Consider the following 25,451-nt stretch of genomic DNA (forward strand, 5'->3'; position numbering starts at 1 on the left):
CCCGGCAGGCTTCTCTTACAAAATAATATATGAAGAATGATTGTTTTATCTCGTTCTGCTTTTAATGGCGTCAGAAGCTCCATTAATGTCTCTCATTTTTTTCACTTTCTGATTTCCGAAGTTATAAGTGATGCTAAAAGTTCCGCCACGATTGTACTGGTCGTTTTTTACATAGTTGTAATTTCCGTTTGCCTGAGAATCTTCAATTTCCACAATATTTGTTCGCAGCACATCTTCAAGATTTAGGGCAAAAGTCCAGTCGTTCCAGTTTTTCTTAATGCTAATATCTAAGCTCATAAGATCTTTCAGCATTCCCAGTTCGATCTGTTGTTTGTCTACGTAGAAATAATTGATTCCCAAAAACCATGTTTTCTTTTTGTCTAAACGAATGGTGTTATTGGTTTGAATAACTACGCTTGAAGATTCTCTGTTGTTGATATATGTATCAAAAATCTGTCCTGTAGTAGGATCTGTATTTAGCGTACCTTTGTTAATATTATGTTGCAATCCAATATTAAAATTGGTGGTAAGATACTGATTGAAAAATGTTTTCTGCATTCCCAGCATCGCAGACATTTCCTGTTTATCACCAAAATTGGTACGGATGTACGCCAACTGTCTGTATGTTTTATCATCTTTCACAATATCTCTCTGAAGTGGAACCTGAGTTATAACATCTTTAAAATAAGAGTGATTCAGAATAAGGAAATAAGAATTTTTAAACATATAGGTCAACTCCTGGTTATATGTTGATGAAGCTTTTACAAAAGGATTGTTTTGAGTGTAATTATATTGTGTAAGAATGTTTTTTACAGGATTCAGTTCCCAAAAACTCGGTCTTCTCATTCTGCTCGAAAATGCGTATGAAATATTGTTTTTGTCATTAATTGCATAATTTAAGCTCAAATACGGAAGCAGATTATTGTAATCTCTTTCAAATTTTTGCATCGGCTGATTGGGAATTTCAGATGTACCTAAGCTTTTTGTGATTTCATATCTTGCTCCGACTTTACCGGATAGCTTGTCTGAAAACTTCTTTTCAAACGTAAGATAGGCACCATAAATTTTCTCGTCGTATATAAAATGGTTGAGTTCTGCTTTTACACTTTCAAACTTTCCTTGTTTGTCATAGTAATTGAAAAAGTTTTTGGTATCGTTATCAGTTTGAGTGGTATTAAAATTTCCTCCCACAGAAACCGTCAGGTCATTTTTAAATTTCTGAATATAATCTACGGTTGCCGAGAAATTATTAACGATCTGTGGAATTTCCTGAACTACATTTTGTCGATATTGATCAAAACTTCCTGAAGGAGCCTGTACCAAAGTTCTGTTATCAGAATTCTGAAATCTTTTATAAATAAGATAAGCAGCATTCATATTAAGTTTACTTCCTAAAGAATCTGTCTTTAATTCGTAATTTAAATTTACAGAATTATTATAATTCCTTGCATTTTCCAGATTACTTGAGCGTGTAATATCAGTCTCGTCTAAACTTCCATCTGCTTTATAAGTTTTCAGAGTATTTAAAAGTTCTACAGTAGAACCATAACTCTTATTCGCCCAGGAATTCCATGATAAGGCCAAATTACTTTTATCGTTCAACTGGTAATCGAAGTTCAGATATCCGCCGAGGTTTTTGTTTGGATCGTCGATATCTCCTACAGATTCATTTTTCACAGAATCAGTTCCGTTTTTCAAGATGTAGCTTTGAGCTTCTAAATTTTCTCCGCCAATTAAATTAGCGCTGATTCCTAACTTATCTTTTCTATAATTTACCGAAAAACTTGCCTGACTAGAGTTGTATTTGTTCTGAGAATTAGACATTCTCATGTTTCCGTTCGTACCATCGCTCATTTTCTTTTTCAAAACAATATTGATGATTCCGTCTGAAGATTCTACCTGAAATTCACTTCCGGGAACGGTAATGACCTCAATTTTCTGAATATTTTCTGCGGGTGTATTTTTTAAGAATTGAGTCAGAGATTCAGGATCCATATTGGTTTTTCTACCGTTGATGTAGATCAGCGCGCTGTTTTTCCCTGCAATTTTTAGTGTTTTATCATCTGTTGTAGAAAGTAAAGGTGTTTGCTTCAAAAGATCGAATGTCGTATTTCCTTTTGTGACAGGTGAAGCGGCAACATCATATACAAAACGGTCGCTTTGTTTTTTGAATACTTGTTTCGTTAGAACAACTTCTTCTATTTTTTTTGTCTGTAGCGTATCAGATTTTTTTTCTTGTGCGAAAGTAAGTCCTGAAAAAAATATTGCGGCGATGAGGAGTGGCGTTTTCATGATTTTAGATTTTAATAGTGTATAGATGCTTGTATCTGTTATTATTTTACATTGCAAAGATATGTAATATATTTAGTATCATGCAATACAAAGTAGTAAAAAAGTTTTGATTTAATTTGTAACTATTTAATTATGAGCTACTAAATTTTTATATTTAAATTTTTACTGCTTTGATGTTCTACATAATTAGACAATTGGCAGCCTCTTTTTGTTACATTGAAAAATAAAATTTTTAGTTCACATTTTTTTGAGTAATTTAGAGTTCACAATAAAACGTAATAATCTATGACAAAACTTTACTCATTAATCCTTATTTTGATGATTCTTGTATCGTGTAAAAGCGATTCTTTTATCGATCTCGAAAATCAGCAGCAAGGAAGCGAGGAAACAAACTTTAACTTTGGAAATTCAGCACAAAGAAATTTCAACGGTCTAGTTTTATCAACAAACGGAAGTCCTGTTTCCGGAGCAACAGTAACTATTGGGTCAGCAACCGCTCAGACCAATTTTAAAGGAATTTTTGTAATTAAAAATGCCGATGTGAAAGAAAATTTCGCCTATGTAAAAGTAACCAAAGCGGGTTTTGTAAACGGTTCTCGTACTCTTGTTCCAACTACCGGAAGTAATAGGATCAACATCATGATGATTCCTGCAACCAATACCGCAACTATTGCTACAGGAACTACCGCAACTGTTTCCTTACCAAACGGAACTAAAGTGAAATTTGACGGTAGTTTCAAAGATGCAAACGGAAATGCATACAGCGGAAGTGTAAATGTGGCAATGTTTCACTTGAAATCTTCAGATCAATATCTTAATGAATTGATGCCTGGTTCTTTTCTTGCAAATAATACAGCAGGAAATGCAAGAGTAATGGAAACTTACGGAATGCTACATGTACAATTGACGGGTGCTTCAGGGCAAAACCTTCAGATTGCAAACGGTCATACCGCTGAAATGACAATGGCGATAGATGCTGCCCAAACTTCTACGTCTCCTGCTACAATTCCGTTATGGTCTTTTGAAGAAACTACAGGGATTTGGCAGGAAGATGGTTCTGCAACGAAGGTTGGGAATGCTTACGTAGGAAATGTAAGCCATTTCTCGTGGTGGAATTGTGATGTGCAATTTCCACAATCCATTTTAAAGGTAACAGTAAAAAATTCTGCAGGTGCGCCAATGATAAATTCGTTGGTAACTTTAAAGAGAGCCAGTCAAACTTACGAATCATACGGATACACAGATAATGTAGGAACTGTATCAGGAATAATTCCGGCAAATGAAATGCTTGTTCTGAAGGTTTATGATGTTTGTAATACAGTGGTTTACACTTCAAATGTTGCACCTGTGACAGCAGGAACAACAATGGTTCTACCGGATATTGTTGTAACAACAACGGGTAATCAATATACGATTCAAGGAAATATTAAGACATGTGCGAATACAGAAGTTACAGACGGATATGCGATTCTAAGATTACCAACAAGTACCAATTATTTTCAATTTCAATCTGTTCCTTTAAGTAATACAGGTAATTTTTCTTTCACAGCTTATTCTTGTGCAGCCAATACTCAAATGATTTTAGAAGGGTATGATTATACCAATTTGAAAACGACAGGTGACATTTCTTTTATTGCAAATTCACCTGTGATGAATTTTAATAATCTCGTTGCCTGTAATGCCGTAAACGAATTTATCAGTTATAAAATTGATAATCAAAACGTGAGATATATTTTAGGGGGCATCAATGCGCAATGGTCGGGACTTACATCTACATCTCCAAATATGCCTGCCAAACAATTAAGAATAAACTCCTTTTCTCCTGCGGGTAATGTTTTTTCTATGGTACAGGAGAATATGCTTGGAACTGTGGGTAGCTTTAGTACAGATCATTCGTTTGAATTTTCAGGAGGGTCTTTTAATTCGAGTACAGGAAATGTAGTGGTGCAGGTAACAAATTTCGGAGCCGTGGGAACTTACATAGATTTTACTGTATATGGAACATATACAGATACTGCCGGAAACCATACATTTACCGCAACGGGTCACGTCATGAGAGATTTTTAAGAATTTAAATTAATTTTAGACAAAAAAGGACTTGAAAAAAGTCCTTTTTTTATTTATTCTCTATCAAAACGAGCGATTTTTTTATCAATCCAAATCGTAGCAAACGGAAAAAATGCGGCTATTAAAGCGAACACTGTATCTTCATCATCCCAGGTATATATCTTTCTCATCGAGGGTAAAAATAAAAGGTAAAGCGTAAAAAACAATCCATGAATACTTCCGATGGTGCTGATGTAAACGATTGGTAAAATTCCTTCAGGATCAACCCGAATCCACGTCATTGCCGTGAAGAGAAAAAGCCACGAGATCGCTTCTGCCATACAGATTTGCTTAAACCATTTAATAAGTTTTTCCTGAGGATATTTTGAGAAAAAATTTTCGATGAATTCCATATTTATTCTGCTACTTAATTTGCCTAAATTCTAACTTCTATTTATAAAAACTACTGCCGTCCAAATAGTCAAAAACCTCTGGTGGAAGCATTGGTCTTACATTTTTACCCTCTTTAATCATATTTCTGATTTCTGTTGCAGACAATTCTATGACAGGAGCTTTTATCATTGAAATATTTTCATGCTGCAGATATTCCGAATCTTTTTTCTCACCTTCAAATACTCTGGGATATACAATGATATGATGATTTTTTATTAAAACATCAGAGTTTTTCCATTTTTGAAGTCCGTTGAGGTTGTCTTCTCCCATAATCAAACTGAAAGAAAAATCAGGATATTTTTCCTGAAGATACGTTAATGTGTCAATTGTGTAACTTGGTGTTGGTAAAGAAAATTCAACATTTGAAGCACGCATTTTAGGATAATTTTTTACGGCGAGTTGCACCATATCCAAACGATTGTGATCTTTTAGAAGAGATTTTTTTTCTTTAAAAGGATTTTGCGGACTTACAACAAACCACAATTCATCCATATCAGAATTTTCAAGAATATAGTTGGCCAAAATTAAATGACCGATATGAATAGGATTAAAGGATCCAAAAAATAAACCGATTTTTTTCAAAGTTGAGGTTGAGTTTAAGGTTAAGGTTGCATTCGATTGAGGTATGATGTTATTTTATTGAGTTCATGAATTACTTCATCAATAATATTTTTAATATCCAAATATTCTATTTCTTGAAAGTACGTTACTCTTAATCCATAAATCAAATGACTTTTAGTTTCAAATGCAGATCCTCTCGCAATATCATAGAAACGACTTTTATCTTTGCTCGTTCGTCTTCCAAAACCTTCCGCAATATTAGCAGAAATACTTTCAGCCGATCTTCGTAATTGTGAAGTAAGAGCGTAATCTTCTTTTCGTGGTAAATTTTCTGAAATGGTGAAACACTTTTCAGCAACATCCATTGCCTTTTGCCAAACAGGCATTTCAGTAAAATCGTTTATCATTTGTTTAGTTTAAAAAATTATCAGATTATCATCCTAAGCCTATACCTAAGCCTTATCCTCAACCTTCAATAAACTTCACATCCCGAATATTAAGATAGTGCGTCACATTTCCTTTCCAGTGGTTTTCTTCTAAAGTAAAAGCAATGTCAAAAGATTTAGTTCTGAAATCATCAGCAAACTGCCCGAGTTTGAAGCCAACGCATTCAATATTTCTTCCTGTAGAATCTTGCTTAATGTAAAATTTCAGGTGATTATTATCTTTTCCCATTGTTTTCAGGTAACCGGCGATTTTTTGATTTTTCAAAACCAGATTCGGTTTCATGTTATGCGGACCAAATGGTGCAAGTTTCCTGTGGAAATTGATGAAATCTCTGTTAATATCGTCTATCTCTATATCTGCATCGATCGTGATCGACGGTTCTTTTTGATGATCTTTTATTTTCTCGGCAACAGTTTTTTCGAATTTAATTTTAAAATCGTGGAATTTATCTTTTTCCATTGAAAGTCCGGCCGCAGCATGATGACCTCCAAATTTTAAGAAATATTCCGAACACAGATCCAACGCTTCATGTACATCAAAATCTGAAACAGATCTTGCGGAAGCTACCATTTCACCATTATTTCCATCTGTGAAAACTAATGTCGGTTTATAATACGTTTCGATAAGTCTCGACGCTACAATACCGATCACGCCTTTGTTCCACTCCGGATGATATACGATAGTTGTGTATTTTGTTTCCTGCTGAGATTCTATAATTTGTTTTAAAGCAGATTCTGTAGAAAACATATCGAGTTCCCTTCTTTCATCATTCAGATTCATGATGTCGCCTACAATTTGTTGGGCGTGTTTCAGATTGTCTGAAACCATCAGTTCCACTGCCGCTTTTCCTTGGGAAATTCTACCCGCTGCGTTGATTTTTGGAGCAATTTCGAAGACAATATTTGAAATTTCAAAATTAGAAAGCTTGTCTTCAGGAATTAAAAGTCGCAAACCTAGATTTCTTGTTTTTCTGAGAATTTTAAGTCCCATTTTTGCAAACACTCTGTTTTCACCTGTCATAGACACGATATCTGCAGCAATAGAAATAGCAAGAAGATCAGTCAATTCAAATAATTCTGTCTCTGGGATTTTGTAAATAGTATTTAATCCCTGACACAATTTAAAACCAACTCCACATCCTGAAAGTTCTTTAAAAGGATATCTGCAGTCGCTTCTTTTAGGATCTAAAACAGCTACAGCATCAGGAATTTCGTCTCCCGGTAAATGGTGATCGCAGATAATAAAGTCGATTTGCTTTGCTTTCGCATAGTTAATCATGTCAATCGACTTAATACCGCAATCTAATGCGATAATCAAAGAAAAACCGTTTTCTTTTGCAAAATCGATTCCCTCTGTAGATATTCCGTAGCCTTCAGAGTTTCTGTCGGGAATATAAAAGTCTAAATATTTTTTCTGAACAATTTTTCTTAAATAAAGATAGGTAAGAGCAACAGCTGTGGTTCCGTCGACATCATAATCGCCGTAGACCATTATTTTTTCTCCGTTTTCAATGGCTGTGGCAACACGCTCTACAGCTTTTTGCATATCTGCCATCAAAAAAGGATTGTGAATATCAGCTAAATTTGGCTTGAAAAATTCTCGTGCCTTCTGATAATTGTCAATTCCTCTCAAGACCAATAGTTTGGATTCAAAAGTTCCGAAACCAAGAGATGAACTCAATCCATCTACAGTTTCTTCATCCGGTTCGGTTTTGTAAATCCATTTTTGACTCATTTCACAAAAATAAGTAAAATTTATTTTAAAAAAAGATTAGCGTTAAGATCTTTCCTCATAAAGATTGGTCTCGTAATTGATTATGTCTCAATATTTTTGACGGTAAACGAAGATTAATTTAATAAATTTTAAATTTTTTTGAAAATTAAAAAACCAAATCCAAACTTATATCGTAGATATCATTAAAAGTACTAAACCTTTCTAAAAATAATATTATGAAAAAACCAATCAATGTTTCTAATCAGGGAGCTACCCTGGATACCAGCAGAAGAAACTTCCTAAAACTAAGCGGCATCGGTATTGCCGTTGCGGGGCTTACTTTGGTAGGCTGTGACGATGACGATTTTGAGTATAACGATAATAAGATATTCGATTTGGGTATGGGCGATGTAGGAGTTTTAAACTACGCGTACGCTCTTGAACAGTTAGAAGCAGATTTCTACACGAAAGTTGTCAATAACTTCTATGCAGGAATTTCAAATGCTGAAAAAGAAGTTTTGACAGATTTGTATCACCACGAGGTAATTCACAGAGATTTCTTCAAGGCAGCAATTACGGGTGCCACTACCAATGTTTTACCAACACTTGAGTTTCAATATCCAAATGTAAACTTCAACGATAGAAGTTCTGTTTTGGCAACAGCAAAAGCTTTGGAAGATACAGGAGTGGCGGCTTACAATGCTGCAGGTAAATACATTACCAATCCTGCTTATCTTGTTTTGGCCGGGAAAATTGTGTCGGTAGAAGCAAGACACGCTTCAGCGATCAGAGATTTGATCAACCCATTAACTGCAGCTTTCTCAGGAGACGATGTAGTAGATCCGGTAACTGGTCTTGATGTGGCAAAAGAACCAAAAGATGTCGTTGCGGCGGCGGGAGGATTCTTTAAAACTCCATTTACCTGGAAAGAAAGAGGTATTAACTAATTATTCACTCAAAAATCGATTATTATGAACATTTTAAAATTATTAGATAAACTTTCTGACGATACATTTTTCTCAAAACAAACGTCTAGATTAGATAACCTTTCAGATCTTTCTACATTTGGTAAAAAAGCGGCAGTTGCAGCATTACCTTTAGGTTTAGGAAGCTTTTTAGCAACTTCTGCAAAAGCAGAAACTAAAAATGAACCAACTTTAGCTATGAAAAGTGCGCTTACAGACGCTCTTCAGTTAGCTCTAACTTTAGAATATTTAGAAGACGAATATTATAGAATAGGATTGCAGACTGCCAACCTTATCCCTGCATCAGATAAAGTAGTTTTCCAACAAATTTCAAAACACGAGACAGCTCACGTTACTTTTCTTAAAAGTACACTGAATTCTCTTAACGTTGCTCCTATAGCAAAACCAACTTTTGACTTTACTGTGAATGGTGCTTTTTCACCTTTTACAAATTATCAGCAATTTCTTGTTCTGGCTCAGGCGTTTGAAGACACAGGCGTGAGAGCTTACAAAGGACAGGCAGGAAATGTAATGTCAAACGGAGCTGTTCTTCAGGCAGCTTTACAGATTCACTCTGTAGAAGCAAGACATGCCTCTATGGTTCGTAGAATGCGTGCAAACAAAGGGTGGATTGAGTTAGCAAGTGGAGGAAGCGGAAGTGGAGGAATGCCTGCAGCAACTAATGCTGTTTATGCAGGTGAAGACGTTACAGTGCAGGCTGGCTTTAATACGGCAACAACTTTCGGTGCGGCAGCAGGTTCTGCAGCATATGATGAGGTATTGACTGGAGCAGAAGCTACAGCAATTGCATCTTTATTTATTGATTAATTTAGTTTATATAGTTTAGGTTAAATCCTTTTTCGGTACTTCTCCGAAAAAGGATTTTTTTTGTTTAAAAGTGCTATCTTAGAAGTCTAAATTATATTAAATGAAAAAAATTATTATCGGTGTATTCTTACTGGGATCATTACAGGCAGTAAAGTCACAGAAAATCAATCTGGGAAAAGCAACAGATATTATTTCAAAAGGTGCTAAAGCACTAACCTTTACCAACGAAGATGCTGTAAAACTTTCCAAAGAATCCGTAGATTATATGGATAAAAACAATCAGATTGCAGGGCCAAAAGATCCTTATACAGTAAGACTGAACAAGCTTTTTTCTAAACACAAATCTCAGGACGGGCTCAATCTAAATTATAAAGTCTACAAAGTAAAAGACATTAATGCCTTTGCCTGTGCAGATGGCAGTGTACGTGTTTTTTCATCTTTGATGGATGTGATGACAGACGATGAGCTTTTGGCAGTTATCGGTCACGAGATTGGTCACGTTAAAAATCAGGATACAAAAGATGCTATAAAATCTGCTTATCTTAAAGCTGCCGCATTGGATGCAGCTTCATCAGCCTCATCCACCGTAGCAAATTTAAATGACAGTCAGGTTGGTAAAATGGCAAATGCATTTCTTGATGCCTCTCACAGCAAAAAGCAAGAATCTCAGGCAGATACTTACTCCTATGATTTCATGAAAGCAAACAAATATAATGTAGTGGGTGCTTACACCGCTTTTAAGAAGTTGGCTTTACTTTCAGAAGGAGGATCTACGCAGTCAGGCCTTCAGAAAATGTTCAATTCACATCCCGACAGTAACAAAAGAGCTGAAGCAATAAAAAAGAGAGCAGAAAAAGACGGTCTTTGGAAAGATCCGGGAACTGTTTCTCTTCCTACAGCAAAATTGACGAAATAAAAATTCATACATATATTAATAAGTCCGGTTCTATACCGGATTTTTTTTGCGATCAATATTTTATCATCTATCTTAATATAGCGGTTTTTCCTCCGTAGCTTTTTCCCGCTCTCCACTATATCTTTTCCGGGAAGGTCTACACTTCGCTTCGTCCATCCCGAAAAAGGATGCCGTTTTGATCGGGGCTAGGGGATAGATCTTCGGATGAGCGTTTTTTTCAATTACTAAATAATCAGCCCTTCAGAAAACCAACTTTATATAATGAAGCCATTCTTTTCATCAAAAAACAGTGCTGAACATATCATCACGTCAAAACCCACCGGAGGAATTAGAAATTTTTCTATCAGATCTTCAAAGGGTTAAGTTCGGATATGAATTAAAAATGAACATTATGTTAAATATATTTGGAAGTATGGGGATAAACGTACTACTTTTGCCCCACTGAAAAACGAGAGTAGATCGGTAGCGCAGAAGCGCCTTTAGATAGGCAGGAACAAAAAAAACTCCGGTATAAATGATTTTAAATACCATGAAATTTTATTCAAATAAATTTTGTGTAATTAGAAAAAGTTTTTATCTTTGCAGTCCCGATACGGGGAGCGCAGGAGTAGATAGGTTGAGGGTTAAGAGAAGGGTTTAGGGTTACTTAAAAAACTTTAAAATTTCTTCAAAAAACATTTGGCTAATTAGAAATAAAGTTTTACTTTTGCACACGCAAATACGGCAACGCCCAACGACAGAAAAGGGCAGCTGAGAAAGCGTAAGAGAAGAGATCATTGAAAAATAGATATAACAACCAAGTAAGGAAAAACTAAAGCGTCAAAACTTTGAGTGAGTCAGACAAACATACAATGGAGAGTTTGATCCTGGCTCAGGATGAACGCTAGCGGGAGGCCTAACACATGCAAGCCGAGCGGTAGAAGTCCTTCGGGACTTTGAGAGCGGCGCACGGGTGCGGAACACGTGTGCAACCTACCTTTATCTGGGGGATAGCCTTTCGAAAGGAAGATTAATACCCCATAATATATTGAATGGCATCATTTAATATTGAAAACTCCGGTGGATAGAGATGGGCACGCGCAAGATTAGATAGTTGGTGAGGTAACGGCTCACCAAGTCAATGATCTTTAGGGGGCCTGAGAGGGTGATCCCCCACACTGGTACTGAGACACGGACCAGACTCCTACGGGAGGCAGCAGTGAGGAATATTGGACAATGGGTGAGAGCCTGATCCAGCCATCCCGCGTGAAGGACGACGGCCCTATGGGTTGTAAACTTCTTTTGTATAGGGATAAACCTATCTACGTGTAGATAGCTGAAGGTACTATACGAATAAGCACCGGCTAACTCCGTGCCAGCAGCCGCGGTAATACGGAGGGTGCAAGCGTTATCCGGATTTATTGGGTTTAAAGGGTCCGTAGGCGGGCTCGTAAGTCAGTGGTGAAATCTCATAGCTTAACTATGAAACTGCCATTGATACTGCGGGTCTTGAGTAAAGTAGAAGTGGCTGGAATAAGTAGTGTAGCGGTGAAATGCATAGATATTACTTAGAACACCAATTGCGAAGGCAGGTCACTATGTTTTAACTGACGCTGATGGACGAAAGCGTGGGGAGCGAACAGGATTAGATACCCTGGTAGTCCACGCCGTAAACGATGCTAACTCGTTTTTGGGCTTTCGGGTTCAGAGACTAAGCGAAAGTGATAAGTTAGCCACCTGGGGAGTACGTTCGCAAGAATGAAACTCAAAGGAATTGACGGGGGCCCGCACAAGCGGTGGATTATGTGGTTTAATTCGATGATACGCGAGGAACCTTACCAAGGCTTAAATGGGAATTGATCGGTTTAGAAATAGACCTTCCTTCGGGCAATTTTCAAGGTGCTGCATGGTTGTCGTCAGCTCGTGCCGTGAGGTGTTAGGTTAAGTCCTGCAACGAGCGCAACCCCTGTCACTAGTTGCCATCATTCAGTTGGGGACTCTAGTGAGACTGCCTACGCAAGTAGAGAGGAAGGTGGGGATGACGTCAAATCATCACGGCCCTTACGCCTTGGGCCACACACGTAATACAATGGCCGGTACAGAGGGCAGCTACTATGCGAATAGATGCGAATCTCGAAAGCCGGTCTCAGTTCGGATTGGAGTCTGCAACTCGACTCTATGAAGCTGGAATCGCTAGTAATCGCGCATCAGCCATGGCGCGGTGAATACGTTCCCGGGCCTTGTACACACCGCCCGTCAAGCCATGGAAGTCTGGGGTACCTGAAGTCGGTGACCGTAACAGGAGCTGCCTAGGGTAAAACAGGTAACTAGGGCTAAGTCGTAACAAGGTAGCCGTACCGGAAGGTGCGGCTGGAACATCTCATTTTAGAGCGTCTTTCGACGTTAAACAAATAAAGGTACTTTAATGTACCATGTACTTACTTAAAAGAAAACGTTTTAGTTTTTTACTCGGTTGCTTATATTATAAAAATACAAACCCACTAGAAATTAGTATCAGAGGGAGAGATTTAGAAAATAGAGGTTAGAAAATTAGAAGTTAGAGATTAGTCTAACATCTGGTGTCTAAAATCTAACATCTAAACAAAGTCTCGTAGCTCAGCTGGTTAGAGCGCTACACTGATAATGTAGAGGTCGGCAGTTCGAGCCTGCCCGAGACTACTAATTGAAGCGGATGGCAAATGGCTTATAGCTGATGGCAAGAAAGCTGGAAGCAAGAAGCAAATCGCCAGAAGCACCTAGAGGGGAATTAGCTCAGCTGGCTAGAGCGCCTGCCTTGCACGCAGGAGGTCAAGGGTTCGACTCCCTTATTCTCCACCATTACTGAGAAGTAATAAAAAAGTTACAGAGATGTAACGAGCACAGAAGTTATTTAAAGAATAAACAAAGGATTTTAGCCGATAGGGGCTAGAGCGACCCGATTCATCGGGAAGGTCAAGGGTTCGACTCCCTTATTCTCCACAGTTTTGTAAGTTTGATTTAAAAGTAAGATGGATAGAGCCAAAACAAATATCCATTTATCAGACGAGCAGAAAGACATTAAGATCATTGACATTAACGGTAAAAATATCACAAAGAAAAAACCGAGCACTTGCGAGTGCTTGAGAAATAAATAGGAAAGAAATCGTTAAGGGCGTATGGCGGATGCCTAGGCTTTCAGAGGCGAAGAAGGACGCGGTAAGCTGCGAAAAGCTCGGGGGATCGGCACACACGAATTGATCCCGAGATGTCCGAATGGGGCAACCCGTCTGGTTGAAGACCAGTCACTCCGCAAGGAGAGCAAACCAGGAGAACTGAAACATCTAAGTACCCTGAGGAAAAGAAATCGAAGAGATTCCGTAAGTAGTGGCGAGCGAACGCGGATTAGCCCAAAAGTCTTTATATATTTAAAAGAATGTTCTGGAAAGAACAGCCATAGAGGGTGATAGCCCCGTATTTGAAAGGTATATTTAGATGATAAATGAGTAGGGCGGGACACGTGAAATCCTGTCTGAATATGGGGGGACCATCCTCCAAGGCTAAATACTCCTGAAAGACCGATAGTGAACAAGTACTGTGAAGGAAAGGTGAAAAGCACTTCGAATAGAAGGGTGAAATAGAACCTGAAACCGTACGCCTACAAGCGGTCGGAGCCCACAAGTTGGGTGACGGCGTGCCTTTTGCATAATGAGCCTACGAGTTAATGTTACTAGCGAGGTTAAGGACTTCAGGTCCGGAGCCGGAGCGAAAGCGAGTCTGAATAGGGCGCATAGTTAGTAGTATTAGACGCGAAACCTTGTGATCTACCCATGGGCAGGTTGAAGCTTTGGTAACACAAAGTGGAGGACCGAACCGGTTGACGTTGAAAAGTCTTCGGATGACCTGTGGGTAGGGGTGAAAGGCCAATCAAACTGGGAGATAGCTCGTACTCCCCGAAATGCATTTAGGTGCAGCGTCGTGTATAAGTTTATTAGAGGTAGAGCTACTGATTGGATGCGGGGGAGTCAAATCCTACCAATTCCTGACAAACTCCGAATGCTAATAAATGTTCCACGGCAGTGAGGGCGCGGGTGCTAAGGTCCGTGTCCGAGAGGGAAAGAACCCAGACCAACAGCTAAGGTCCCCAAATCTCTATTAAGTTGAAGCAACGCGGTTGGACTGCATTGACAGCTAGGATGTTGGCTTGGAAGCAGCCATTCATTTAAAGAGTGCGTAACAGCTCACTAGTCGAGCGGTCCGGCATGGATAATAATCGGGCATAAATAGAGTACCGAAGCTATGGATTTACAACTTAGGGTTGTATCTGGTAGGGGAGCATTCTGTTTGCACAGAAGCAGTGGCGCGAGCCATTGTGGAGCGTACAGAAAAGAAAATGTAGGCATAAGTAACGATAAAGCGGGCGAGAAACCCGCTCACCGAAAGACTAAGGTTTCCTCAGCCATGCTAATCAGCTGAGGGTTAGTCGGGACCTAACGCGAACCCGAAAGGGGTAGTGGATGGACAATGGGTTAATATTCCCATACTTGCTCACACTAAAAAGGGGACGGAGTGCCGTACTTACTGGAGACTGACGGAATAGTCAAGACCTAGCCTTCGGGCGAAGTTGCTGTAAGGAAAGTGCTTCCAAGAAAAGCCGAAGTGAAGCAACCCGTACCAAAACCGACACAGGTAGTCGAGGAGAGAATCCTAAGGTGCTAGAGTGAATCATGGTTAAGGAACTAGGCAAAATAGTCTCGTAACTTCGGAAGAAGAGACGCCAGCAGCAATGCTGGCCGCAGTGAAGAGGCCCAGGCGACTGTTTATCAAAAACACAGGACTCTGCTAAATCGAAAGATGCTGTATAGGGTCTGACACCTGCCCGGTGCTGGAAGGTTAAGGAAGGGCGTTAGCAGCAATGCGAAGCGTTTGACTGAAGCCCCAGTAAACGGCGGCCGTAACTATAACGGTCCTAAGGTAGCGAAATTCCTTGTCGGGTAAGTTCCGACCTGCACGAATGGTGTAACGATCTGGGCACTGTCTCAACCATGAGCTCTGTGAAATTGTAGTCTCGGTGAAGATGCCGAGTACCCGCAATGGGACGAAAAGACCCTGTGAACCTTTACTATAACTTCGTATTGACTTTGAGTAAGTAATGTGTAGGATAGGTGGGAGACTTTGAAGCAGGCACGCTAGTGTTTGTGGAGTCAACGTTGAAATACCACCCTTTACTTACTTGGAGCCTAACTTCTTTTAGAAGGACACTGCGTGGTGGGTAGTTTGACTGGGGTGGTCGCCTCCAAAAGAGTAACGGAGGCTTTCAAAGGTACCCTCAGCACGCTTGGTAACCGTGCGTAGAGTGTAATGGCATAAGGGTGCTTGACTGTGAGACCTACAAGTCGATCAGGTGCGAAAGCAGGACATAGTGATCCGGTGGTTCCGTATGGAAGGGCCATCGCTCATAGGATAAAAGGTACTCCGGGGATAACAGGCTAGTCTCCCCCAAGAGCTCACATCGACGGGGAGGTTCGGCACCTCGATGTCGGCTCGTCACATCCTGGGGCTGGAGAAGGTCCCAAGGGTTGGGCTGTTCGCCCATTAAAGTGGCACGCGAGCTGGGTTCAGAACGTCGTGAGACAGTTCGGTCTCTATCTATTGCGGGCGTTAGATGTTTGAGAGGGCTTGATTCTAGTACGAGAGGACCGAATTGAACAAACCTCTGGTGTATCAGTTGTTCCGCCAGGAGCACCGCTGAGTAGCTACGTTTGGAAGAGATAAGCACTGAAAGCATATAAGTGCGAAACTCGCCTCAAGATGAGACATCTTTTAAGGGTCGTTGGAGATGACGACGTTGATAGGCTACAGGTGTAAAGTTGGTAACAGCATAGCCGAGTAGTACTAATTACCCGTAGATTTATAGCCTATTACAGGAATAAATATAATCATCAATGAGTAATCATTTAAAAAATTATAAACCTATCTCAAATCGCTTGCAAGTGCAAGAAAGGTTTTTTCTTTGTGACTGTTTTTATCGATTAAAAAGCCATAAGCTTAAGGCCTAAAGCCTAATGCTTACAGCTATATACAACCTTTAGGGTGGTTTTAGCGGTGGGGCTCACCTGTTCCCATTCCGAACACAGAAGTTAAGCCCACCAGCGCCGATGGTACTGCGAAAGCGGGAGAGTAGGTCGCCGCCAGTCTTTTTTTTTAAAGCTCCTTTATCAACCGATAAAGGAGCTTTTTTTTGTGTATACGCAATTGAAAGTTAAACGTAATTGTAATAACAGCTATTAACTTCATTCTAATTCCAGCAATTATTAGTTCCAGGCAAAACATCATAGAACTATGGTTCTGGATAACGCTTTATTGCAGTTAGCATTTACATCCGAATCAATTATTTTAAGTATAAAGCGCTGGCTACAATTAGAATACATCAAATATTACTGTTTCTTGAGAAGAGAGCTATTTAACTTGAACTAAAATATGAATTTAAGCATAGTGAAAATTACAACTATCTTATGATTAAATATAATTTCTCTGAGTATAATGTAGCTAAGCAATATCAGCAATTAAATTTTCTGTATAAGCATTGAAAATGTTTTAGTAATCATATAGATATTCGGAATCTCTCCATTGCTTTCTATTATTAACTTTCATATATGTTTAAATATTGAAATTACGCTTTTAAAATTGCAAAACCGTAAGAAAAATTATGATAAGAGTTGCTACTTTATTCCATAAAAAAATGTTAATACGTAATATCACATACCGAAGTTATAAATTTATTTATCTAAATTTTGATTCAATTATATTATGTCGGATGTTTTAGAAAAAAGTTTTATTAATACTTATATATAACGTGACTAAAACTACACTTCGAGATTTCTTGACTCATTAATTAAATTTCTTATGTTTCAAGTTTTCGGACATTATTAATAAAAAACATAATTTTACTTATTAAAGTTTGGGCTCTTTTTCTGTATAGCTTCGATATGTTTTTATCTTCACAAGTATGATTTGCCACGTTTTTGCTGAATTTTTAGTAGAGAGTTCTACTTCTTGTCTTAATAATTTTAATAAATCTAAATTTTTTTTAACTTGGAACTAATTTCGTTTGCAACTAATTTACGTCTGTAGTAATTCCATCTAGTTTCACTTTTTCTTCTAAAAGGAGTAACAATCTATAAAGGCCAAATGTGAGGCGAGTATAAGTAACTGAATAAGCATTTTAGACAAAGAAATTTATTTAAAGTAAATGTAGATAATTAAAATTTTTCGGATTCTAAAATATCAAGTGATTATAAGGCAATGATTTATATAAAAGGAATATTTTTTCATGTAAATGGCAAATTTAATCAGATATAAGTAGTCTTACTAAGCTATTGTCGCTGACTCAATGCCAAAATACTTTATTTATTAATTAGTTTACAATAAAAGATTCCAATTAGACAAAAAAATCCGCCTCAATATTAAAATGAGACGGATTGTATTATAATTTCTTAAATGATCCTTAAGAATACATTTTTTCTCTTAGTTCCTTGATCTTTTTATCAGCAAGATAATCATCGTAAGTTGTTTCTCTGTCGATAACTCCTTTTGGGGTAAGTTCAACAATTCTGTTACATACTGTTTGAAGCATTTCGTGGTCATGAGAAGACAATAGAAGGTTACCTTTGAAATTTGACAATGAGTTGTTCAAAGTTGTAATACTTTCAAGATCTAAATGGTTTGTAGGCTCATCCAATAGTAATACGTTAGCTTTTTGAAGCATCATTCTGCTGAACATACATCTCATTTTTTCACCTCCGGAAAGCACTTTACACGATTTTAAGGCTTCATCACCAGAGAATAGCATTCTTCCTAAGAATCCTCTCATAAATTCTTCATGACGCTCTTCATCATTTTTAGTAAATTGTCTCAACCAATCAACTAAATTGATGTCTTCCTGAAAGAAAGTAGTATTATCCAAAGGCATGTGAGACTGGTTAGTCGTAACTCCCCATGCAACATTTCCTTTATCTGCCTGAGTATTTCCGGCTAAAATTTCGAAAAATTCTGTAATAGCTAAAGAGTTTTTAGAAATGATGGCAACTTTATCACCTTTTTTAAGATTTAAATCAATGTTTGAGAATAATAATTCTCCATCTTTAGTTTTTTCTAAACCTTTAACATCTAAGATCTGATCACCAACTTCTCTTTCCATTTCGAAAATAATTGCCGGATATCTTCTTGAAGATGGTTTAATATCATCAATGTTTAATTTATCGATCATTTTTTTTCTTGCAGTTGCTTGTTTAGCCTTAGCAACGTTTGAGCTAAATCTTGCGATGAAGTCCTGAAGTTCTTTCTTCTTTTCTTCTGCTTTTTTATTAGCCTGTGCTCTCTGTCTTGTTGCTAGCTGAGAAGCTTGATACCAAAAAGAGTAGTTACCTGTATATAGATTTAATTTAGCATAATCTAAATCACCAATGTGCGTACAAACCGTATCTAAGAAGTGACGGTCGTGAGAAACTACAATTACTGTATTTTCATAATCAGCAAGGAAATCCTCCAGCCATGCGATGGTGTCAATGTCAAGGTCATTGGTAGGTTCATCAAGAATCAAAACATCAGGGTTTCCGAAAAGCGCCTGAGCCAAAAGAACCTTTACTTTATCTTTATTCTCAAGTTCACTCATCATTTGCCAGTGCATATCGTCTTTGATACCCACATTTGAAAGCATAGTTTGTGCATCAGATTCTGAATTCCAACCACCCATTTCGTCATAAACTACACCTAGCTCTCCTGCTTTTAAACCGTCTTCATCAGAGAAATCTTCTTTAGCGTATAAAGCGTCCATCTCTTCTTTTATCTCAAATAATTTTTTATTTCCTCTCAGTACAGCTTCAAGAACTGTATATTGATCATATGCAAAGTGATCCTGCTCCAAAACCGACATCCTTTTCCCTGGTTCCAGAGATACGTGTCCTGTGGTTGGATCTTGCTTTCCTGTTAATATTTTGAGGAATGTAGACTTTCCTGCACCATTTGCTCCGATGATCCCGTAGCAGTTTCCTTTCGTAAACATAATGTTTACCTCGTCAAAAAGGACTCTTTTCCCAAATTGTAAAGATAAGTTAGATACTGTTAACATATAAGTTTGTAAATTTGGCGCAAAATTACGAAAAGAATTTGGGTAAATATAATAATGTAATACTCAAGTTTTTAATGTGTGGTATATTTGTATTGTACAGTAATGAAATTTTAGATATGAAGATCGAAAAAACAGTAAATATATTTAACAGAAGAGCCAGATTCGAGTACGAAATCATGGAGGAATTCGAAGCGGGAATGGTACTCACGGGAACCGAAATAAAATCTCTGCGGTCATCCAAAGCATCCATTACAGAAGCCTTCTGCCAGTTCATCAGCGGTGAATTATACATCATTAATATGATGATTGATGAATATAAATTGGGCACTTTTTACAACCACAAAACAAAAAGGGAACGAAAGTTGCTGTTGCACAAAAGAGAATTGTTAAAACTCGAAAAAAAACTCAAAGATGCAGGAAATACCATTATACCTTTAAAACTTTATATTAATGACAGAGGCCGGGCTAAAGTACTCATAGCTTTAGGAAGAGGGAAAAAGCTTTTCGACAAAAGGGAAGCAATAAAAGACAGAGAAAGCAAACGGAGCCTCGACAGAATATTAAAGAAAAGTTAAAAATCATCCTGAAAACTTTGTTTATAAAGAAAAATTATATTTATTTTGCAATATCAATTATTTAATCATTTAATTCTATGAAAAATCTAAAATTAGGAATTTCAGCATTGGCGCTTACGGTTGCCTCTACTGTTTTCGCTCAGACTACCAACAATCCGTGGATGATCGGAGTTGGTGCTCATGCGGAAAACCATAAAGCTCAGGCAGGTAATTTCAGTAATACCTTCTCTGCTACAAACTTGACGAAGAATATGTTCAATGTGGACAATTTCTCGATCACTCCACCATTATCTAAACTTACTGTTGCAAGAAACATCGGTAAAGGTTTGGTAATTGACTGGCAGACTACAGTTGGTAACGTTGAAAACCAAAGATTAAACATGGGTAAAGAATTCATGTTAATGACAGGTTTAGGTTTCCAAGCTAAAGCAGCTGGACTTATCTGGAATGAAGAGTCTTGGTTTGATCCGTATTTAAGAGTAGGTGCTAACTACCTTAGACACGATTATACAGCTCTTTCTTTCCCAAGAACTGACTGGAGAGGTGAAACAGTAACAAACGGTGAGGCTGGTAACGAGCCTGGTAAAGCTAATCACTTTACAGTTTCTACTGGTGCTGGTGTTAACTTTTGGTTAACTAAGAACTTCGGTCTTGGTGTACAAGGAGATTATGTTTCTACTCCTGGTGACAAAGCAAACTATGCTAACTTTTGGCAAGCTTCTGCTTCTTTGAACTTTAGATTCGGGAACAGAGACAGAGATAAAGATGGTATCTTAGATAAAGACGATTTGTGTCCAGATACACCAGGTTTACCAGAATTCCAAGGTTGTCCTGATACTGACGGAGACGGAGTTCCAGATAAAGACGATCAATGTCCAGAAGTTGCTGGTCCGGTTGAAAACAACGGTTGTCCTTGGCCAGATACAGACGGTGATGGTGTAATCGACAAAGATGATGCTTGTCCTACAGTTGCAGGTCCTGCAGAAAACAATGGTTGTCCTTGGCCAGATACAGACGGTGACGGTATCTTAGATAAAGATGATGCTTGTCCTACTGTTCCAGGTCTTCCAGAATACAACGGATGTCCTAAGCCTAAAAAACAAACTGCTATTGAATTAGAGCAAAGTTTCGGAAGCGTATTCTTCGATTTCAACAAAGCTACTATTAAAGCAGATTCTAAAGGTGCATTAGATGCAGCTGCTGAATTGATCAAAAAAGACGGTGGTAACTACTTGTTAGAAGGTAGAACTGATGCTAAAGGTGCTGAAGCTTACAACTTGAAATTATCTAGAGAAAGAGCTGCTGCTGTAGTTGCTGCTTTAGATGCAAGAGGTGTAGATGCAAACGCTTTAAAATCAGTAGGTGTTGGTGAATCTAAAGCTACAGTTTCTGAAAAAGCTTCTGATGCTGAAAGACAAGTAGACAGAAAAGTTGTAGTAACTGCTGTTGAAGATGCTGCTGAGTGGAACGCAATCAAGAAAAGAGATTACGAAGATGCTCCAGTGAAAAAAGCTCCAGCTAAAAAGAAAGCTACTAAAAAAAGAAAATAATTAATTTTTCTAAATAATAAATACCTCCAGATTTTCTGGGGGTATTTTTTTTGTTGTTGATTTTAAGTAATTTTGTGCAAATTAAATTATAAAATGGGAAGAGCATTTGAATATAGAAAAGCTTCGAAAATGGCACGCTGGGACAAGATGGCCAAAACTTTTTCTAAAATAGGTAAAGATATTGCGCTAGCGGTAAAAGCAGGTGGTCCTGACGCTGAAGCAAATCCGGCATTGAGAAGATGCATACAAAATGCTAAAGGTGCGAATATGCCTAAGGATAATGTTGAAAGGGCAATTAAAAAGGCAAGTGGCGCCGACGCTGAGAATTATGAAGAAATCAACTATGAAGGTTACGGGCAGGGTGGTGTAGCATTCTTTGTTGAATGTACTACTAATAACACGACAAGAACCGTTGCTAACGTAAGAGCTATTTTCAATAAGTTTGATGGCAATTTAGGAAAGAATGGTGAATTGGCTTTCATCTTCGACCGAAAAGGAATTTTCAGTATCGATTTATCACAAATCAAAATGGATTGGGATGATTTTGAAATGGAAATGATTGATGGCGGAGCAGAAGATGTTGAAAAAGATGACGAAGAAGTAATGATAACTACAGCTTTTGAAGATTTCGGCTCGTTATCTCACAAATTAGATGAGCTTAAGATAGAAGTGAAAAGTGCAGAACTTCAAAGAATTCCAAATAATATAAAAGAAGTTACGGCAGAACAATTTAAAGCAAACATGAAGATGCTTGATCGTTTCGAGGAAGATGATGACGTGCAAAACGTGTATCATAATATGGAAATCACAGACGAATTATTAGATTCTTTATAAAAGATAATATTTCATTCATATATAATTCATTTTCAATTAGTTTCTTTGCACAAGAATCAATTGTGAAATCGCCGTTCTTGGTAAATCAAAATACTAATTGATATGGCGATTACATTTGATCATTTACATAAGCAAATATCTGCGAATGAAAAGAAACGTTGAATTGGTTGTCATTTCGGATGTACATTTAGGAACTTACGGATGTAAGGCTAAAGAATTGTTGAGATACCTCAATTCAATTCAACCAAAAACTTTGGTATTGAACGGTGATATCATCGATATCTGGCAATTTAAAAAGTCTTACTTCCCTAAGACTCATCTGAAAGTAATTAAAAAGATAATTTCGTTCGCTACAAAAAGTACAGACGTGTATTATATTACGGGCAATCACGATGAGATATTTAGAAAATTTACTGATTTTGAATTGGGAAAATTAAAAGTTATAAACAAACTGCACCTCACTTTAGGTGATAAGAAAACTTGGATTTTTCACGGAGATGTTTTTGATGCTTCCGTACAGCATTCGAAATGGATTGCAAAACTTGGAGGGAAAGGGTATGACCTGCTGATTGTAATCAATAATCTTGTCAATTTTTGTTTAGAGAAAATGGGAAGAGAGAAATACTCATTTTCAAAAAAAATTAAGAATAACGTCAAGAAAGCTGTGAAGTATATAGGTGATTTTGAGCTGACAGCTTCTGAACTTGCCATCGACAATGGATATGATTTTGTAGTTTGCGGGCATATTCATCAGCCGCAAATACGTGAAGTTAAAACTAAAAAAGGTTCATGTACTTACTTAAATTCGGGTGATTGGATTGAGAATCTTTCCGCCTTAGAGTATCATAATAATGAATGGAAAATCTTTCATTATGAAGAGCATCAACATTTACTTAAAGATGATGAAACCGAGGACATGCATGATCTTAATAATTCTGATCTTCTGAAAATCGTTACTCAATTTACATAATATGAAGATATTATATGCATTTCAGGGGACAGGAAACGGTCATGTTGCAAGAGCGCAGGAGATTATTCCTATATTAAAAAAATATGCTTCTGTAGATACTTTGATTAGCGGACACCAGTCGCAGTTGAAGACAGACTTTCCCATAGATTTTAATCACCGCGGGGTTTCGCTCCTTTACAATAAAACTGGAGGAGTCTCATATAAAAAGATTCTTTTTGAAAATAATTTTCTTGAGGCTTTAAAAACCGTGCGACAGATAAAATTAAGTCATTATGATTTAATTATAAATGATTATGAACCTTTGACTGCATGGGCTTGCAAATTGAAAGATTTAAAAATGCTCGAACTTAGCCATCAGGCTTCCATGAGCTTTCTTGAAACTCCTAAGCCGGATAAAAAAGACTTTTTTGGAGATTTGATTCTCAAACATTATTGTCCCGGAAAAAATAAAATTGGTTTTCACTTCGAAAATTATCATCGGCAAATAAAAAAGCCGGTTATTAGAAGAAAAATCAGAGATCTAAATCCAGTAAAAAAAGGATTTTATGCGGTTTATCTCCCAAGTTTTTCAGATGAAAATATTATTAAAATTTTAGGTCAAATTCCTGTTCAGTGGAGAGTATTTTCGAAATACACAAAAATTCACACTAAAATAAGTAATGTAGAAATCTATCCCGTGGATGAAACACATTTCTTAGAATGTTTTGAAAGTTGTGACGGAATTCTCTGTAATGCAGGTTTTGAAGGACCCGCAGAGGCTCTTTTTATGGATAAAAAGCTATTTGTAATTCCTATTCATCGTCAATACGAGCAAGAATGCAACGCATGCGCTCTGGATAAGATGGGTGTGCCAAATTCTAAAACTCTGAAGATTGAAGAAATTCAGAATTGGGTAGATTCAGACATTCATATTAAAGTAAATTATCCTGATGATATTGAGGATATTATTTTAAATGAAGTTTTAACGTTCTAGAAAAATATCTTCCACGTCATTCATTCTTCTCATGACGGCTCTGGCGTAAGAACAGTGCGGATATACATTCCACTGATTTTCTCTGGCGAATTTTATGGCTTCTTCCACTAAGTATTTTCCCATGCCGCGACCTTCAAATTCAGAATGGACTAGCACAAATGAAATGATCAGTTTTTTATCTTCCGGAAATATGGTATAAGTTAATCTCCCGACTTCTTTTATTTCGTTATTGAGTGTGATGACTCCGCCATTTCCTGATTTATTGTTTTCGAATTTCATATTGTAGTTTAATTTTAACAGAACAAATGTTATCTCCTATTTACATGGCGATGTTATAAGTCCGATTTTACATAAAGATACAAAATCTAAACCGAAAAGGGAAGAAGCTAAGTAAAAGTGAAGTATGATTTTCACTTAGATAAGTTGTGAAATCCCGAAACCCAAATTGACAATGGCCTGCGTATCATAAAATTTATCGTTGATTATGAAAATTATTCTTTCCCTGTGTAGTAATTATAATCCTTGATTACCACTCCTATAAACTGTCTTTCGGTCATTTTCGTGGGATCAACTTCCAGTTTTAAAATTCCTTTTATTTTATCTGAAAGCTTAGTGATAATTTGACGGTCATCTATCCTTAAAGCCTTTAAATAATTGTCTTTAATAATTCTCATATCGTTATCGCTCAGGCCAATTACCTGAGGAAAAGTAGGGACGTAATCTTTATTGAGATTTTCCAGAATTGTATGCGAAATATTAATCTGATTTTTAAGTGAAATCACGGCTGTTCCCGCTGCAATGTCTCCAAAACGCTGATTGTTTTTTGTGATGATCATCGTAATGAAGCCGACAAGCAGAACAGAAATATCAATTACTCTGAAAACCCAGCGAATCAGATAATCACCAAAACTTGCCTGATAACCATCGATTTTCACCACACGTATTTTCATTACTTTCTTGCCAAGCGTTTGTCCTTCCATCAGACTTTCTAAAACAACCGGATAAATAACGGTGGGGAAAAGTAGAATGCTGTACACTGCACCAACTGACCATTGATCGAGACCGTTTAAAATATATCCTAAATCAAAAACACTGAAAAAAAGATAAAAAATGATAATGCCGTATGCAATCTTTACCGCAGAATCGATGAGAAAGGCAACAAATCTTTCACCAATACTTGAAATGTTAAAGTTAATATTTACATTTTGTGAGGTGTTAATCGCAATTTGAGACATATTTTTTA

17 protein-coding genes, 2 tRNA genes and 3 rRNA genes are annotated in these 25,451 nt (G+C 37.4%); 14 read left to right on the forward strand and 8 right to left on the reverse strand.

Going from position 1 to position 25,451, the window contains the following annotated elements; all coding sequences use genetic code 11:
- Window positions 1-45: 45 nt before the first annotated feature.
- Window positions 46-2,292 (reverse strand): TonB-dependent receptor domain-containing protein, encoded by a 2,247-nt coding sequence (locus PGH12_RS14465; protein WP_267596171.1) that lies wholly within the window; start codon window positions 2,290-2,292, stop codon window positions 46-48.
- A 285-nt stretch (window positions 2,293-2,577) separates the two neighbouring features.
- Here PGH12_RS14465 and PGH12_RS14470 point away from each other — a divergent pair, with 285 nt between their 5' ends.
- Window positions 2,578-4,359: a hypothetical protein gene (locus tag PGH12_RS14470; protein WP_267596170.1), complete on the forward strand. Its 1,782-nt coding sequence runs from the start codon at window positions 2,578-2,580 to the stop codon at window positions 4,357-4,359.
- 53 nt (window positions 4,360-4,412) lie between these two features.
- Here the strand turns inward: PGH12_RS14470 and PGH12_RS14475 are convergent, their stop codons facing one another.
- Genes PGH12_RS14475 through recJ form a run of 4 tightly spaced genes read right to left on the reverse strand, consistent with a single transcriptional unit; the run spans window position 4,413 to window position 7,533 of the window.
- The gene (locus tag PGH12_RS14475) at window positions 4,413-4,751 is read right to left on the reverse strand and encodes a DUF3817 domain-containing protein (protein WP_267596169.1); all 339 of its coding nucleotides are present in this window, start codon (window positions 4,749-4,751) and stop codon (window positions 4,413-4,415) included.
- A gap of 37 nt (window positions 4,752-4,788) precedes the next feature.
- Window positions 4,789-5,373, reverse strand: coding sequence for a nicotinate (nicotinamide) nucleotide adenylyltransferase (gene nadD / locus PGH12_RS14480; RefSeq protein WP_267596168.1), 585 nt, complete (start codon window positions 5,371-5,373; stop codon window positions 4,789-4,791).
- 20 nt (window positions 5,374-5,393) lie between these two features.
- Window positions 5,394-5,759 (reverse strand): four helix bundle protein, encoded by a 366-nt coding sequence (locus PGH12_RS14485; protein ID WP_267596167.1) that lies wholly within the window; start codon window positions 5,757-5,759, stop codon window positions 5,394-5,396.
- Window positions 5,760-5,817: 58 nt separating this feature from the next.
- On the reverse strand, window positions 5,818-7,533 hold the full coding sequence (gene recJ / locus PGH12_RS14490; protein ID WP_267596166.1) for a single-stranded-DNA-specific exonuclease RecJ: 1,716 nt from the start codon (window positions 7,531-7,533) through the stop codon (window positions 5,818-5,820).
- A gap of 215 nt (window positions 7,534-7,748) precedes the next feature.
- Here recJ and PGH12_RS14495 point away from each other — a divergent pair, with 215 nt between their 5' ends.
- The 8 genes from PGH12_RS14495 to rrf all read left to right on the forward strand — a co-directional run bounded on the left by PGH12_RS14495 (window position 7,749) and on the right by rrf (window position 16,373).
- Window positions 7,749-8,459, forward strand: a complete 711-nt coding sequence (locus PGH12_RS14495; protein ID WP_267596165.1) for a ferritin-like domain-containing protein — start codon at window positions 7,749-7,751, stop codon at window positions 8,457-8,459.
- A gap of 24 nt (window positions 8,460-8,483) precedes the next feature.
- On the forward strand, window positions 8,484-9,305 hold the full coding sequence (locus PGH12_RS14500) for a ferritin-like domain-containing protein (protein WP_267596164.1): 822 nt from the start codon (window positions 8,484-8,486) through the stop codon (window positions 9,303-9,305).
- A 100-nt stretch (window positions 9,306-9,405) separates the two neighbouring features.
- A complete protein-coding gene (locus PGH12_RS14505; protein ID WP_267596163.1) occupies window positions 9,406-10,221 on the forward strand; it encodes a M48 family metallopeptidase in 816 nt (271 codons plus the stop codon).
- An 848-nt stretch (window positions 10,222-11,069) separates the two neighbouring features.
- Window positions 11,070-12,586, forward strand: a 16S ribosomal RNA gene (locus tag PGH12_RS14510).
- 219 nt (window positions 12,587-12,805) lie between these two features.
- Window positions 12,806-12,879: transfer RNA gene (locus PGH12_RS14515), tRNA-Ile, on the forward strand.
- Between the two features lie 82 nt (window positions 12,880-12,961).
- Window positions 12,962-13,038, forward strand: a tRNA-Ala gene (locus tag PGH12_RS14520).
- Window positions 13,039-13,335: 297 nt separating this feature from the next.
- Window positions 13,336-16,095: ribosomal RNA gene (locus PGH12_RS14525) — 23S ribosomal RNA — on the forward strand.
- Window positions 16,096-16,265: 170 nt separating this feature from the next.
- Window positions 16,266-16,373: ribosomal RNA gene (rrf, locus tag PGH12_RS14530) — 5S ribosomal RNA — on the forward strand.
- The 16S, 23S and 5S rRNA genes sit together here with 2 tRNA genes alongside, the layout of an rRNA operon.
- A gap of 1,310 nt (window positions 16,374-17,683) precedes the next feature.
- Here the strand turns inward: rrf and PGH12_RS14535 are convergent.
- Complete coding sequence (locus PGH12_RS14535) at window positions 17,684-19,306, reverse strand: ABC-F family ATP-binding cassette domain-containing protein (protein ID WP_267599783.1); 1,623 nt, start codon at window positions 19,304-19,306, stop codon at window positions 17,684-17,686.
- A 116-nt stretch (window positions 19,307-19,422) separates the two neighbouring features.
- On the opposite strand from PGH12_RS14535, the gene smpB reads away from it, so the two are divergent.
- From smpB to PGH12_RS14560, 5 genes are all read left to right on the forward strand, one after another.
- Window positions 19,423-19,881: an SsrA-binding protein SmpB gene (gene smpB / locus PGH12_RS14540; protein ID WP_267599784.1), complete on the forward strand. Its 459-nt coding sequence runs from the start codon at window positions 19,423-19,425 to the stop codon at window positions 19,879-19,881.
- A gap of 77 nt (window positions 19,882-19,958) precedes the next feature.
- Complete coding sequence (locus PGH12_RS14545; protein ID WP_267599785.1) at window positions 19,959-21,431, forward strand: OmpA family protein; 1,473 nt, start codon at window positions 19,959-19,961, stop codon at window positions 21,429-21,431.
- A gap of 93 nt (window positions 21,432-21,524) precedes the next feature.
- Window positions 21,525-22,265 carry a YebC/PmpR family DNA-binding transcriptional regulator gene (locus PGH12_RS14550; protein WP_267599786.1) on the forward strand — a complete coding sequence of 247 codons (741 nt, stop codon included), beginning with the start codon at window positions 21,525-21,527 and terminating at the stop codon, window positions 22,263-22,265.
- Between the two features lie 145 nt (window positions 22,266-22,410).
- Window positions 22,411-23,235 (forward strand): UDP-2,3-diacylglucosamine diphosphatase, encoded by an 825-nt coding sequence (locus PGH12_RS14555; protein ID WP_267599787.1) that lies wholly within the window; start codon window positions 22,411-22,413, stop codon window positions 23,233-23,235.
- A gap of 1 nt (window position 23,236) precedes the next feature.
- On the forward strand, window positions 23,237-24,208 hold the full coding sequence (locus tag PGH12_RS14560) for a glycosyltransferase family protein (protein ID WP_267599788.1): 972 nt from the start codon (window positions 23,237-23,239) through the stop codon (window positions 24,206-24,208).
- Here PGH12_RS14560 and PGH12_RS14565 read toward each other — a convergent pair.
- The gene (locus tag PGH12_RS14565; protein WP_267599789.1) at window positions 24,197-24,487 is read right to left on the reverse strand and encodes a GNAT family N-acetyltransferase; all 291 of its coding nucleotides are present in this window, start codon (window positions 24,485-24,487) and stop codon (window positions 24,197-24,199) included. The genes PGH12_RS14560 and PGH12_RS14565 overlap by 12 nt on opposite strands.
- A gap of 212 nt (window positions 24,488-24,699) precedes the next feature.
- Window positions 24,700-25,443, reverse strand: coding sequence for an RDD family protein (locus tag PGH12_RS14570; protein ID WP_267599790.1), 744 nt, complete (start codon window positions 25,441-25,443; stop codon window positions 24,700-24,702).
- Window positions 25,444-25,451: the final 8 nt, after the last annotated feature.

It is taken from the genome of Chryseobacterium sp. CY350 (genome assembly GCF_027945075.1).
Classification (GTDB): Bacteria; Bacteroidota; Bacteroidia; order Flavobacteriales; family Weeksellaceae; genus Chryseobacterium.